Annotated in this window: 11 protein-coding genes; 6 read left to right on the top strand and 5 right to left on the bottom strand. The window is 66.5% G+C overall.

The features are described 5' to 3' along the window. Positions 1-80 precede the first annotated feature (80 nt). Positions 81-1,880, top strand: a complete 1,800-nt coding sequence (gene sppA / locus IPM49_14315; GenBank protein ID MBK9275697.1) for a signal peptide peptidase SppA — start codon at positions 81-83, stop codon at positions 1,878-1,880. A gap of 139 nt (positions 1,881-2,019) precedes the next feature. Here sppA and IPM49_14310 read toward each other — a convergent pair whose 3' ends face one another. Next, a complete protein-coding gene (locus IPM49_14310) occupies positions 2,020-2,832 on the bottom strand; it encodes a DUF2797 domain-containing protein (protein ID MBK9275696.1) in 813 nt (270 codons plus the stop codon). A gap of 67 nt (positions 2,833-2,899) precedes the next feature. Here IPM49_14310 and IPM49_14305 point away from each other — a divergent pair, with 67 nt between their 5' ends. From IPM49_14305 to IPM49_14295, 3 genes are all read left to right on the top strand, one after another. Then, complete coding sequence (locus IPM49_14305) at positions 2,900-4,411, top strand: GH3 auxin-responsive promoter family protein (protein MBK9275695.1); 1,512 nt, start codon at positions 2,900-2,902, stop codon at positions 4,409-4,411. Next, entirely contained in the window at positions 4,411-5,235 is an 825-nt protein-coding gene (locus IPM49_14300) for a hypothetical protein (protein MBK9275694.1), read from the top strand. The genes IPM49_14305 and IPM49_14300 overlap by 1 nt, the downstream gene beginning before the upstream one ends. 71 nt (positions 5,236-5,306) lie before the next feature. Continuing rightward, complete coding sequence (locus IPM49_14295; GenBank protein MBK9275693.1) at positions 5,307-6,008, top strand: deoxynucleoside kinase; 702 nt, start codon at positions 5,307-5,309, stop codon at positions 6,006-6,008. Between the two features lie 9 nt (positions 6,009-6,017). Here IPM49_14295 and IPM49_14290 read toward each other — a convergent pair whose 3' ends face one another. The 4 genes from IPM49_14290 to IPM49_14275 all read right to left on the bottom strand — a co-directional run bounded on the left by IPM49_14290 (position 6,018) and on the right by IPM49_14275 (position 11,387). Then, on the bottom strand, positions 6,018-6,428 hold the full coding sequence (locus tag IPM49_14290; GenBank protein ID MBK9275692.1) for a hypothetical protein: 411 nt from the start codon (positions 6,426-6,428) through the stop codon (positions 6,018-6,020). Positions 6,429-6,490: 62 nt separating this feature from the next. Continuing rightward, positions 6,491-8,731 (bottom strand): sodium-translocating pyrophosphatase, encoded by a 2,241-nt coding sequence (locus IPM49_14285; GenBank protein MBK9275691.1) that lies wholly within the window; start codon positions 8,729-8,731, stop codon positions 6,491-6,493. Between the two features lie 260 nt (positions 8,732-8,991). Next, positions 8,992-9,975, bottom strand: a complete 984-nt coding sequence (locus tag IPM49_14280; GenBank protein MBK9275690.1) for a pyruvate dehydrogenase complex E1 component subunit beta — start codon at positions 9,973-9,975, stop codon at positions 8,992-8,994. 47 nt (positions 9,976-10,022) lie between these two features. Further along, a complete protein-coding gene (locus IPM49_14275; protein MBK9275689.1) occupies positions 10,023-11,387 on the bottom strand; it encodes a LamG domain-containing protein in 1,365 nt (454 codons plus the stop codon). A 118-nt stretch (positions 11,388-11,505) separates the two neighbouring features. On the opposite strand from IPM49_14275, the gene IPM49_14270 reads away from it, so the two are divergent. Then, the gene (locus IPM49_14270; protein ID MBK9275688.1) at positions 11,506-12,249 is read left to right on the top strand and encodes an electron transfer flavoprotein subunit beta/FixA family protein; all 744 of its coding nucleotides are present in this window, start codon (positions 11,506-11,508) and stop codon (positions 12,247-12,249) included. Between the two features lie 97 nt (positions 12,250-12,346). After that, positions 12,347-13,285 (top strand): electron transfer flavoprotein subunit alpha/FixB family protein, encoded by a 939-nt coding sequence (locus tag IPM49_14265; GenBank protein MBK9275687.1) that lies wholly within the window; start codon positions 12,347-12,349, stop codon positions 13,283-13,285. Positions 13,286-13,334 lie beyond the last annotated feature (49 nt).

Genomic DNA, 13,334 nt, shown 5'->3' with positions numbered 1-13,334 from the left:
CCACCGCTGGTGTGATCGCGGGCGCAGGCCGCTCGCACGGCCGGGTACTTTCGGCCTCCGAACGAACCTCCTTTCCGACCATGGGCCAATTCCTCAAGTATGTGTTCGCCTCCATGCTGGGCTTCCTGCTGGTGTGCGTGCTCCTGTTCGTGCTGCTGCTCGGCATCGTGGCCGCCGCCGGCGCCTCCTTCGGCGACAAGGCACCCACGGTGAAGAAGGGCTCCGTGCTGCACCTGCGCCTGGATGACCAGATCGTGGACCGCGGCCGCAAGGACGAGCTGGACCTGGACTTCGGTCCCTTCCAAGGCGCCGGCCGCACAGGGCTCGACGAGCTGCTGGAGAGCATCGACAAGGCCGGCCGCGACGAGCGCATCAGCGGCATCTTCCTGGAGCCGACAATGCTGAACACCGGCAGCGCCACCGCGCAGGAGATCCGCCGCAAGCTGCTGGAGTTCCGCACCACGAGCGGCAAGCCCATCTATGCGCACTCGGAGTTCCTCACCCAGGGCACGTACTACCTGGCCAGCGCGGCCGATTCGGTGTTCGTGGTGCCGGAAGGCGACCTGGACTTCCGCGGCCTGCAGGCCCAGCTCACCTTCTTCAAAGGGCTGTTCGACAAGGCCGGGGTGGACATCCAGTTCATCAAAGGCAGCAACAACAAATACAAGAGCTTCGGCGAGTCGTACACCGAAACGGAGATGACACCGGCCAACGAGGAGCAGTTGGGCGCCCTGATCGACGGCATCTGGGACCAGTACCTCGAAGCCATCGCCACCTCGCGCCACATGGATAAGGCCCGGCTGGACCAGATCGCCGACAGCCTGCTGATCCGCCAGGCGCCCGACGCCCACCGCCTCGGGCTGGTGGACGGCACCCTGTACCGTGACGAGGTGCTGGCCCTGATGAAGAAGCGCTTCGGCGTGGAGGAGGGCAAGGAGCTGGAGCTCGTGTCCCTGGGCACGTACAAGCGCGCCAGCGTGAAGGGTGATGACGTGATCACCGGCTCGGCGACCGCCAAGGCCAAAGTGGCCGTGGTGTACGCCACCGGCGGCATCAGCAGCGGCAAGGGTGATGAGGAGAGCATCGGCAGCGAAACGCTGTCCGAGGCCATCCGCAAGGCCCGCGAGGACAGCACTGTGAAGGCCATCGTGCTGCGGGTGAACAGCCCCGGCGGCAGCGGCCTGGCCAGCGATGTGATCTGGAGGGAGATGGGGCTGGCCCGCGCGGCCAAGCCGGTGGTGGTGAGCATGGGCGACGTGGCCGCCAGCGGTGGCTACTACATCAGTTGCAACGCCAACACCATCTACGCCGAACCCAACACCATCACCGGCAGCATCGGCGTGTTCGGCATCATCCCCAACATGCAGGAGCTGTTGAACGAGCACCTCGGCGTGACCGTGGACGGTGTGAAGACCAACCACTACGCCGACCTGTTCGACGTGTCGCGCCCGCTGCGCGCCGACGAGCGTGCCCTGATCCAGGAGCTGGTGGACCGCTTCTACGAGGACTTCAAGGCCCGTGTGGCCGAAGGCCGCAAGATGAGCGTGGCCCAGGTGGACAGTGTGGGCCGCGGCCGGGTGTGGACGGGAACGGACGCCAAGCGGGTCGGGCTGGTGGACGAGCTGGGCGGTCTCGAGGACGCCATCACGGCCGCCGCGCGGATGGCCGGCGTGGAGGAGTACCGCACCGTGGGCTACCCCGAGCAGGAGGACCTCTTCAAAAGCCTCATGAAGAGTCTGAACGCACAGGCCTCCACCTACGTGGAGCGCGAGGTGCTGGGCCTCGACCCCGACGTGGTGCGCCAGGCCCGCGAACTGCAGCGCGTGAAGCAGGCCACCGGCATCCAGGCCCGCATGCCCTTCGCCATCGCGGTGCACTGACCCGTCCGAAAACAGCGAAGGGCCGTTCCGAAGAACGACCCCTCGACTGCCCTAACGATCGGTCCACTGACCAAAACCTGCCTTCTGTACGGCGAGGCCGATGGATGGGTTGCAGTGACCGCGGAAAAAGATCCCGGGTTCAGGCCAGTTCGATGTGGAACCCGCTGTGGTTCCGCACGTTGAGCACGCGGCCATCGGCCCAGATGAGGTACTGCCCCTTGATGGCGGCCAGGGTGCCGGACACCTCCGGCTCCTTGTCCAGGTTGATGCTCTTGACCTTGGGCGGCAGGTGGTCCACGGGATAGGCCAGGGTCCACACCTCCTCCTCGGACAGGGCATGGGGCGCGAGCTCTTCCGGCAGTGCGGCGAGAGCCCCGGATCGGGCGGCCGGCAACACATCGGGTGGCGGGTCCACAGGGCGCAGCATGGCCCGCCAGTCGGTGCGGTCCGCGAACAGCTTCTTGAGGGCCACTTCAATGAGGCCTGCGAGCTGACGGTGCGGCGTTCGCGCGATGGGCAGGGCCCGCACCGCACCCTGATCGATCCAGCGCACCGGCACCTGCGTGCTGCGCGTGACGCCCACCTTCACCCCGCCGGTGTAGCTGAGGTACACGATGTGCTCCTGGTCGTGGTGCTCCCGCTCCCACGCCGGATCGCGACCCTCGCCCAGGTGGGCGCGGCACAGCTCGGGCCGCACGATGCACTCGGAGGCCTCCGGTGCATCGCGGAAGCACGGGAAGCAGAAGCCCTGGCCGAAGAACTTCGTCACGCTCCGCCCGCACACCACACAGGTCTTGGCTCCGGTGGCGCGCACCGTGAGCGCCGCTCCGACCCGGGTGTTGAGGTCCATGGTATCGGCAGCCAGGCGCATGCTGTAGCGTACCTCGCCATCGCGTGGGGAGGTGCCCTGAACGAACGTGGCGCTGAGCTTGCGGAGGGGTCCGGTGTGCATGTCGGCGGCGGGTCCTTACCTTTTCGGCACAAGATAGCCGCGCCAACGGACCCCATCCGCTCCCGACATGCCCGTCAACGCGCTGTTCTCCTTCCTGATCAAGAAGCGGTTGCAGCAGATCAACCTCTTCCGCGACAACCCGCACGAAGCCCAGCTGGAGGTGTTCCACCACTTGGTGCGCAGCGCCCGCCACACCGAATGGGGCAAGCGCCACGAGTATGGCACGGTGCGCGAGCCCGACACGTTCCGCGAGCGGGTGCCCCTGCAGGACTACAACGATGTGCGCCCCTATGTGGAACGCATGCGGCAGGGGGAACAGAACCTGCTCTGGCCCACGGACGTGAAGTGGTTCGCCAAGAGCAGCGGCACCACCCAGGACCGCAGCAAGTTCATCCCCGTGACGCGCGAGGCGCTGGAGGACTGCCACTACAAGGGCGGCAAGGACCTGATCGCCCTGCACTACGAGCAGTTCCCGCAGAGCAAGCTGTTCATGGGCATGAGCATGGTGGTGGGCGGCAGCAGCACCATCGAGCGGCTCCGGCCTGACGCTTATGCGGGCGATCTCAGCGCCATCATCATCCGCAACCTGCCCATCTGGGTGGAGTTCCGGCGCACCCCGGCGATCGAGGTGGCGCTGATGGACAAATGGGAGGAGAAGATCGAGCAGATGGCACGCGAGACCATGCGCGAGGATGTGCGCTGCATCGCCGGTGTGCCCAGCTGGACCCTGGTGATCCTGCGGCGCATCCTGGAGCTCACCGGCAAGCGCCACATGCTGGAGGTGTGGCCCAACCTGGAGCTCTTCATGCACGGCGGTGTGAGCTTCCGCCCCTACCGCGACCAGTTCGCCGCGCTGTTCCCCTCGCCCACCATGAACTACCTGGAGAGCTACAACGCCAGCGAGGGCTACTTCGCCATCCAGGACCGGCACGGCGCGGACGACCTGCTGCTGATGCTGGACTACGGCATCTTCTTCGAGTTCATGCCGCTGGACCAGGTGGGACGCGAACGGCCGGAGACCAAACTGCTGCACGAGGTGGAGGTGGGGCGGCAGTACGCCCTGGTGGTGAGCACCAATGCCGGTCTCTGGCGCTACGTGCCCGGCGACACGGTGCGCTTCACCAGCGTGCGCCCCTACCGCATCCAGGTGAGCGGCCGTACGCGCAGCTTCATCAACGCCTTCGGGGAGGAGCTGATCGTGGAGAACGCCGACCGCGCCATCGAGGCCGCGTGCCGCGTGCATGACGCCATCGTCCGCGAATACACCGCCGGACCCATCCACCAGAGCGCCACGGGGCGCGGCGGACACGAATGGATCATCGAGTTCGAGCGCAGCCCCCGGGACCTTGATGCCTTCATCGCCACCATGGACGCCTCGCTGCGGGAGGTGAACTCGGACTACGACGCCAAGCGCACCGGCGACCGTCTTCTGGCCAGGCCCGTGGTGCACGCGGTGCCGGCCGGCACCTTCCACGAGTGGATGAAGCTGCGCGGCAAGCTTGGCGGCCAGCACAAGGTGCCGCGCCTGGCCAACGACCGCAGCTACCTGGAACAGTTGTTGCCGCAACCGGTGCCGTGATGTTGCGCCGGGTCCCTGCCCTTGCCCTGCTGGCCGCCCTCCCGGCCCTCCAAGGCCGTGTCGCCGCCCAGACCACACCCCTGATCGAGGCGGTGGTCGAAGGCCGGTTCGATGCCTTCACCACCGATGAGCTGGGGAACGTGTACGCCCTGCGCGGCGACGAGCTCACCCTCTTCAACCCGCGCGGGGAGAGCTGGCTGCGCAACAGCGTGAAGACCTTCGGCCGCATCGCCGTGCTCGATGCGTTCTACAGCCTGAAGCCGCTGCTCTTCAGCGCCGAGCAGGGCCAGCTGGCCATGCTGGACAACACGCTGAGCCTGCAGGGCAGTGTGATCAACCTGCCGCGCAGCGGCTTTCCCCAGGTGGTGCTGGCCTGTGCCAGCGTGCAGAACCACTTCTGGTTCTTCGACCAGCGCGAGGGCGAACTGATCCGTGTGGACGCGCAGCTGCGGCCCGTGGCGGCCACCGGCCGCATCGACCAGCTCATCGGGCTCACCCCCGAGCCCGTGCAGATGCAGGAGCTGGACAACTGGCTCTACGTCAACTCGCCCCGCCACGGCATCCTGGTCTTCGACATCTTCGGCACCTACGCCCGCACCATCCCGCTCACCGACGTGGAGCGCTTCGAGGTGCGCCACCGCTCGCTCTACCTGGTGCGCGCCGGCCGGTTCGAACGGTTCGACCTGCGCGCGCTCGACCTCACACCGCTGCCGCTGCCGCCGCTGCAGGCGGGTGAGGTGCTGCGCGATGCGCGCGTGGAGCAGGGCCGCATGATGCTCCTTCTTCCGGACCGCATCGTGATCGCGCGTCTGCCCGCGCCCTGACTTTTCCACAAGGGCGTATGGCGCAGCAGGAGGCGGATATCTTCGCCATCCCGCTTCAGCACCGACTCATCATGCACATCGCGATCGCCGGCAACATCGGTTCGGGCAAGACCACCCTCACGCAGCTCCTGGCCAAACACTACAAGTGGGACCAGCTGCAGGAGGCCGTGGACAACAACCCCTACCTGTTCGACTTCTACAAGGACATGCAGCGCTGGAGCTTCAACCTCCAGATCTTCTTCCTCAACAGCCGCTTCGAGCAGCTGCTGGAGATCCGCCGCAGCGGCCGCAGCGTGATCCAGGACCGCACCATCTACGAGGACGCCTTCATCTTCGCCCCCAACCTGCACGCGATGGGGCTGATGACCACGCGCGACTTCGAGAACTACTTCCGCCTGTTCCAGAACATGGACAGCGCGATCATGCCCCCCGACCTGCTGATCTACCTGCGCGCCAGTGTGCCCAACCTCGTGAAGCAGATCGCCGAGCGCGGCCGCGAGTATGAGAACGGCATCAGCATCGACTACCTCAAGCGCCTCAACGAGCGCTACGAGGCCTGGATCAGCACGTACGACAAAGGCAAGCTGCTGATCATTGATGTGGATGACAACGCCTTCCATGTGAAGCCGGACGACCTGGGGAAGATCATCCAGTCCATCGACGCGGAGATCCACGGCCTCTTCCCGGCGGAGACGACCTCCACCAACGGCCACGCGAAGCCCGCGAAGGCGGCCGCCAAAGCCCCGGCCAAGGCCACTGCGAAGAAGCGCTGACCCTTCAGCTCAGAAAGGTCGCAGGTCCGGCTCAATAAAACGGGTCGCGGCCAGGTCGCTTGCATACACCCTGCCGCTGTAGTGCGCGTCCAGCAGATCCTGGAAGTTGCTGCGGAGCTTGGAAAATTCCGCAATGAAGGAGGCGAAGTCCGTTGCGCTTGAACGCGCAAGGAAGTGGGCGATCATGCGCGTTGAGGCGATCGTGATCGTAAGGTTGAACTTCTCCGCCCTGCCCAACGCACGGGCATAGCGTGCGATCATATCGCAGAGGACCTCACCGGCTCGCTCAGTTCCATGCGAACGCACCATGATCCAGCCAAGCCGCAAGTGCGCTTCGTGCGTGAACAGCGCGGGTGCCAGGGTGCAGTTGGTGAATTGCGCGACGAACGCGTCATCGGTGAACCGGTTGTGGTCGTTCATGTTCGTGGGAAATGAGAACCCCGGCCCAAGGACCGGGGTTCTTCGTTCGAGGTGACGGACGATCAGAACCGGTGGCCGAGGTCGAGCGCGGCGGACACGTGATCCTTCGATGGCGCTTCGGGCAGGCTGGCATCGCTGCTGCCAGCCGGCATGTTCTGCATCACCGGTGCGGGCGTAGCGGCGTGGTGACCGGTTTCCGCGATGTGCGGAGCGATGATGAGCGCCACGATGGAGGTGAGCTTGATGAGGATGTTCATCGAAGGACCGCTGGTGTCCTTGAACGGATCACCCACGGTGTCGCCGGTCACCGCCGCCTTGTGGGGGTCGCTGCCCTTCTTGTAGGTCTGGCCATCGATCACAACGCCCTTCTCGAAGCTCTTCTTGGCGTTGTCCCAGGCGCCACCGGCGTTGTTCTGGAAGATGCCCATGAGCACCCCGCTGACGGTGATACCGGCCAGCAGGCCACCGAGCGCCTCGGGTCCGAAGGCGAAGCCCACGATCACCGGGCTCAGCAGCGCCAGCGCGCCGGGCAGGATCATCTCGCGGATGCTGGCCTGCGTGCTGATGGCCACGCACTTCTCGTACTCCGGCTTGGCCTTGCCCTCCATGATGCCGGGGATCTCGCGGAACTGCCGGCGCACCTCCTTCACCATGTCCATGGCGGCCTTGCCCACGGCGCTGATGGCCATGCTGCTGAACAGGAAGGGGATCATGCCGCCCACGAAGAGCATGGCCAGCACGTCGGCCTTGTAGATGTCGATGGCCGTGATGCCAGCGAGGCCCACGTAGGCCGCGAAGAGCGCCAGGGCGGTGAGCGCGGCGGAGGCGATCGCAAAGCCCTTGCCGGTGGCGGCCGTGGTGTTGCCGGTGGCGTCCAGGATGTCGGTGCGCTCGCGCACCTCCTTGGGCAGGCCGCTCATCTCCGCGATGCCGCCCGCATTGTCGCTGATGGGGCCGAAGGCGTCGATGGCGAGCTGCATGGCCGTGGTGGCCATCATGCCGGCGGCGGCGATGGCCACGCCGTAGAGGCCGGCCAGCTGGAAGGCGCCAAAGATGCCCGCAGCGAGCACCAGGATCGGCAGGAAGGTGCTCTCCATGCCCACGGCCAGACCGCCGATGACGTTGGTGGCGTGTCCCGTGCCGCTCTTCTGGACGATGCTGTCCACCGGCTTGCGGCCCATGGCGGTGTAGTACTCGGTGATGTAGCTCATCAGAAAGCCCACCACCAGGCCGAGCACGATGGCGTAGAACACGTTCATGCGTTCGATCTGCAGCACCACTTCGCCCCGCTGGAAGGTCATGGTCTCCGCCAGCATCCAGCCGATGACGAAGAAGCTGGCGATGGCCGTGAGGAGGATGGAGCCGATGTTGCCCTTGTTGAGCGCCGCCATCACGCTGTCGGTGTCCTTGCTGATGCGCACGAAGAAGGTGCCGATGATGCTGAAGAGGATGCCGAGGCCGGCGATCAGGATGGGCAGCAGGATCGGGGCCATGCCGCCGAAGTTGTCCGCGCTCACCACTTCGCGGCCCAGCACCATGGTGCTGAGGATGGTGGCCACGTAGCTGCCGAAGAGGTCGGCGCCCATGCCGGCCACATCGCCCACGTTGTCGCCCACGTTGTCGGCCACGGTGGCCGGGTTGCGCGGGTCATCCTCGGGGATGCCGGCCTCCACCTTGCCCACCAGGTCGGCGCCCACGTCGGCGGCCTTGGTGTAGATGCCACCGCCCACACGGGCGAAGAGCGCGATGCTCTCGGCGCCGAGGCTGAAGCCCGCCAGCACCTCCAGCGCCTTCATCATCTCCTCGCCGTTGGGGCTGGCGCCGCTGACGTACATCTTGTAGAACACGATGAAGAGCACGCTGAGGCCCACGACCGCCAGCCCGCTCACGCCGAGGCCCATCACGGTGCCGCCGTTGAAGCTCACCTGCAGGCCCTTGGCCAGGCTGGTGCGTGCGGCCTGTGTGGTGCGCACGTTGGCCTTGGTGGCGATGTTCATGCCGATCCAGCCCGCGAAGGCGCTGAAGAAGGCGCCGATCAGGAAGGCCACGGCGATCACCCAGTCGCTGTGCTCCACCAGCGTACCGCTCCAGGCCAGCAGCACCGAGGCGATCACTGCGAAGATGCCGAGCACTTTCCACTCGGCCTTCAGGAAGGCGCTGGCTCCCTTGGCGATGTAACCGGCCAGCTCCTGCATGTTGGCATCGCCGGCGTCCTGCTTGCTCACCCACATGGCCTTGGCCACCATGACCACCAGGCCCACCACGCCCAGCACGGGCAGGTAATACATCAGTTCAACTCCCATCTCGTTCTGTGTTGTGTATGGTCTTGTCCGTCAGCGCCTTCCATCCCCACTGGGCGGAAGAGGGCCGCGAAATTAGAAAAGTCCTGACGGAGTGGCGAACAGCGAGTGGCGCGTGAAATACCCACCAGGGCCAAAGACACGGGCCGGCGGCATCCACTCGCCGATCGGCGCGCTGGATAGGTGCGCAGGCACTCGTCACTCCTCACTCGCTCCTCGCCACTCCGTGCGCAGGCCTTGCGCGTGAGCGATCGTCACTCCCCTCACTTCCGCAGGTACATCACCTCCTTCACGGCGGCGATGACGCGGGCGGGGTTGGGCAGGCTGGCCTCGATCAACGGCGGGCTGAAGGGAAGCGGCGTGTCGGCCTGGTTCACGCGGAGCACGGGCGCATCGAGGAAGTCGAAGGCGTCCTTCTGCACGCGGTAGGCCACCTCGCTGGCGATGCTCACCATCGGGAAGTTCTCGTCGACCACCACCAGGCGATTGGTCTTCTGGACGCTGGCCAGGATGGTGGCGGTGTCAAGCGGGCGGATGGTGCGCAGGTCGATCACCTCGGCGTTCACGCCCTCCTTCGCCAGCTCCTCGGCCGCGGCCAGGGCCACCTTCATCATCTTGCCGAAGCTCACGAGGGTGACGTCGGTGCCCTTGCGCGCCACGTGCGCCAACCCGATGGGCACGAGGTACTCGCCATCGGGCACCTCGCCCTTGTCGCCGTACATGCGCTCGCTCTCCATCACCAGCACGGGATCGTCGTCGCGGATGGCGCTCTTCAGCAGGCCCTTGGCGTCGTAAGGGTTGCTGGGGGTCACCACCTTCAGCCCGGGGATGTTGGCATAGAAGGCCTCGAAGCTCTGGCTGTGCGTGGCGGCAAGCTGTCCGGCGCTGCCATTACCCCCGCGGAACACGATGGGGATGTGGAACTGGCCACCGCTCATCTGCAGCATCTTGGCGGCGTGGTTGATGATCTGGTCGCTGGCCAGGATGGCGAAGTTCCAGGTCATGAACTCCACGATGGGGCGCAGGCCGTTCATGGCGGCGCCCACACCGATGGCCGTGAAGCCGAGCTCGCTGATGGGCGTGTCGATCACGCGCTGGGGACCGAACTCCGCCAGCATGCCCTTGCTCACCTTGTAGGCGCCGTCGTACTCGGCCACCTCCTCGCCCATGAGGAAGACCGAAGGGTCGCGGCGCATCTCCTCGGACATCGCCTCGTTGAGGGCCTCGCGGAACTGAATGGTGCGCATGGACGTGGAAATGGGCCCCAAAAGTAGGCCGCGCCGGGTCGCCCCGGTCACGGCCGCGTGAAGCGCAGCGCCACCGGCCGCCCCGGCAGGTCCACCGCCAGGATGTAGGGACCGGCCGCCAGGCCTTGGAGCCCGATCACCGTGCGCACACCTGCCAGCCTCCCCTGCCGCATCACCCGGCCCGTGGCGTCGATCACCCGGTAGGTCGTCGTGGTCGATCGTCCGCTCACGAGCACCACCTGATCGCCGGCCGGATCGCCTTCCAACCGCAACCCGCCCTGGGCCCCCTCCTCCACGATGCCCACGCCGGTGACCGCGTAGCAGGCCGAGGTGTCCGTGCACCCGTTCTGCGTCACCTGCACCGCATACTGGCCATTGGCCGTGGCGGTGAACTGCGAGGCCACGGCACCCTGCACCGGTGCGAAGCCATTGCCGCAGTCGAGCCATTGGAAGGTGGCGTTGGTGGCCTGCGCGAACAGGTTCGCGTTCAACTGGAGCACCGATACGTCCACCGGGGTCACGTCCACGAACAGGGTGATGATGCTGTCGCACACGGCCCCCTGCAACGTGTTCACGAATGTGCCTGCGGTGTCGATCAGGGTTCCACCGAAGTCGTAGGTCTCCCCCTGGCAGAGGGTGAGCTCCTGCACATAGCCCCACTCGGCCCCGAAAACGAAGTTGCTGCCCGGGCCGTTGAGCGCGAAGCCCGTGAGCGGCGCCTGGGCCCCGGCCTCCACGTCGATCGCCGCCGTGATGGCCGTGTTGTTGCCTCCCGGCGTGCCTTGATCCATATCGAAGTGGACGAGCAGGGCCGGGTCGGTGAAGTCGATGGCAGCGCTCACCAGGCAGCGCACCTCCTCGGCGGACAGGGCCCGCTCCCAGAGCATCACCTCATCCAGAACGCCATTGAACAAGAAGTCGGTGAACTGGAAGGGCAGGGTGCCCAGATAGAGGGGCTCTGCCATGTTGGTGATGGTGCCGGAAGCGGCGATGCTGCCCACCTCCGTGCCATCGTGGTACATGCGGAGGGTGCCACCATCGTAGGTGAGCGCGAGATACTGCCAGGCGCCCACTTTGAGCACCGGTGCGGTGATCGTGAAGTCGACGCCACCGCTGTTCCGGAACCGCCCCTCCACCGCTTGCGCCCCTACCTGGATGAAATAAAGGTCCGCATCCACGTTGTTGCGGATGCCGCAAAAGCCGTCCAGATCGGGGAAGGCCGGCGCGGTGTTGCGCGGCTTCACCCGGCAGGCCAGGGTCATGCCCGCCGCACCGGCCACCAGCGCCGAAGCGTTGTCCAGTTGCGCCTTGTCGTTGATGCCATCAAAGTCCAGAGCGTTCTGGATGACCAATTGCGCAGGCACCAGCAGGGGCAGCACCAGCGCGGCCAGGATGAAGCTCAAGGTTCGCATATCGTTCCGGTTCGTGGCGGGAAGTTAGCCGTCCCCATGGATCGGTCGCTCCTTACTTTCGCGCCCCGCCGCGGGTGCTTCCCTCCGAACCATCCCCCGGCGCCAACGTTCCCCGATCATGAAGATCCTCGTCCTGATCAGCCAGGTGCCCGACACCACCGCCCGCATCGCCTTTACTGCGGACAATACCCAGTACGACGGCAACGGCGTCACCTTCATCGTGAACCCCTACGATGAGTGGTACGCGCTGGTGCGCGCCCTGGAGCTGAAGGAGGCGGCGGGGACCGGCAGCGTCATCACCATCACGGTGGGCCCGGCCGACACCGAGGCCACCATCCGCAAAGGCCTGGCCATCGGCGCCGACGAGGCGGTGCGTGTGGACGCCCGCCCGGAGGATGCCTACCAGGTGGCTGCGGAAGTGGCCGCCTACGCCAAGGACAAGGGCTTCGATCTGGTGCTGGCCGGCAAGGAGACCATCGATCACAACGGCGGCCAGGTGGGCGCCATGGTGGCCGAACTGCTGGACCTGCCCTACGTGCCCCTGGCCAGCAAGCTGGAGGTGAGCGGTGGCACGGCCACCGTGGAACGCGACGTCCCGGGCGGTGTGGAGGTGCTGGAGGTGGCCCTCCCCTGCGTCCTGGGTGCCGCCAAGGGCATGGCCGAGCAGCGCATCCCCAACATGCGGGGCATCATGGCCGCGCGCACCAAACCCCTGCACGTGGTGCCCGCCACCGGGCAGGCCGCGCTGGCCGCCACCGTGCGCTTCGAGCTGCCGCCGGCCAAGGGCGCGGTGAAGCTCATCCCCGCCGAGGAGGCCGGCAAGCTGATCGAGCTGCTGCACACCGAGGCCAAGGTAATCTGAGCGGACAAGGCCGCAGAGGCGCAAAGACGCAGAGAGCAACCGAAGAAATGAACGCGAAGCCGGCCCGTGGGGCAGGCCCTCAATACGAAGATCCCAGATGAGCACGATCGTCTTCATCGACACCCGGGGGGAGAAACTCCCCAAGGCCGCCCAGGAGGCGGTGACCTACGCCAGCCAGCTGGCCGGTGGACCCGTGACCGCCGTGACGTTCGGCGATGCCCAAGGACTCGAGACGCTTGGCGCCAATGGCGCCTCCAAGGTGATCGTGGCCCGCAACGTGAAGGCCGTGGACGGCCAGCAGCTCACCAGGCTGGTGTGTGCGGTGACCGAAGCCACGGGTGCCACCACCATCGTGTGCGTGGCCGACGCCACCGGCAAGGCCGTGGCGCCGCGTGTGGCCGCGCGTCTGAAGGCCGGCCATGTGGCCGGTGCCACCGGACTGCCCGAGGGCGGGCGCTTCCGCCGCAATGTGTTCAGCGGCAAGGCCCGCGCCTTCGTGGAGGTGGGCAGCCCCGTGCGCGTGGTGAGCCTGAGCCCCAACAGCGTGCCCATCACCTCCGGCGGCAGCCCCGCCACCGTGGAGGAGTTCGGCGGCGACCTGGGCGCGGCGCGTGTGACCGTGAAGGAGCTCCGTAAGGCCGGCGCCGGTATCCCCCTGCCCGAGGCCGAGCGCGTGGTGAGCGGCGGTCGCGGCATGAAAGGCCCGGAGAACTGGGGACCCATCGAGGAGCTGGCCCGCGAGCTGAACGCCGCCACGGCCTGCAGCCGCCCGGTGGCCGACGACCACTGGCGCCCGCACCACGAGCACGTGGGCCAGACCGGCGTGGCCATTCGGCCCAACCTCTACATCGCCATCGGCATCAGCGGCGCCATCCAGCACCTGGCCGGGGTGAACCAGAGCAAGGTGATCTGCGTGATCAACAAGGACCCCGAGGCCCCCTTCTTCAAAGCGGCCGATTACGGCATCGTGGGCGACGCCTTCGAGGTGCTGCCCAAGCTCATCGATGCCGCGAAGAAGCTGAACGCGGAGCGTTGAGGTCGATGGGGCAGTAGGCAGTTGGCAGTTGGCAGTTGGTAGTTGGCAG

It is taken from the genome of Flavobacteriales bacterium, from assembly GCA_016715895.1.
Classification (GTDB): Bacteria; Bacteroidota; Bacteroidia; order Flavobacteriales_F; family PHOS-HE28; genus PHOS-HE28.
The sequence above is the reverse complement of the archived record's forward strand: the minus strand, read 5'-3'. Positions and strand labels throughout refer to the sequence as shown.

Excerpts from the sequence above, each read along its gene's own strand:
- IPM49_14300 (MBK9275694.1), top strand. The coding sequence starts at position 4,411 with ATGTTGCGCCGGGTCCCTGCCCTTGCCCTGCTGGCCGCCCTCCCGGCC.
- sppA (MBK9275697.1), top strand. The coding sequence starts at position 81 with ATGGGCCAATTCCTCAAGTATGTGTTCGCCTCCATGCTGGGCTTCCTG.
- IPM49_14275 (MBK9275689.1), bottom strand. The coding sequence starts at position 11,387 with ATGCGAACCTTGAGCTTCATCCTGGCCGCGCTGGTGCTGCCCCTGCTG.
- IPM49_14270 (MBK9275688.1), top strand. The coding sequence starts at position 11,506 with ATGAAGATCCTCGTCCTGATCAGCCAGGTGCCCGACACCACCGCCCGC.
- IPM49_14290 (MBK9275692.1), bottom strand. The coding sequence starts at position 6,428 with ATGAACGACCACAACCGGTTCACCGATGACGCGTTCGTCGCGCAATTC.
- IPM49_14265 (MBK9275687.1), top strand. The coding sequence starts at position 12,347 with ATGAGCACGATCGTCTTCATCGACACCCGGGGGGAGAAACTCCCCAAG.
- IPM49_14285 (MBK9275691.1), bottom strand. The coding sequence starts at position 8,731 with ATGGGAGTTGAACTGATGTATTACCTGCCCGTGCTGGGCGTGGTGGGC.
- IPM49_14280 (MBK9275690.1), bottom strand. The coding sequence starts at position 9,975 with ATGCGCACCATTCAGTTCCGCGAGGCCCTCAACGAGGCGATGTCCGAG.
- IPM49_14305 (MBK9275695.1), top strand. The coding sequence starts at position 2,900 with ATGCCCGTCAACGCGCTGTTCTCCTTCCTGATCAAGAAGCGGTTGCAG.
- IPM49_14295 (MBK9275693.1), top strand. The coding sequence starts at position 5,307 with ATGCACATCGCGATCGCCGGCAACATCGGTTCGGGCAAGACCACCCTC.
- IPM49_14310 (MBK9275696.1), bottom strand. The coding sequence starts at position 2,832 with ATGCACACCGGACCCCTCCGCAAGCTCAGCGCCACGTTCGTTCAGGGC.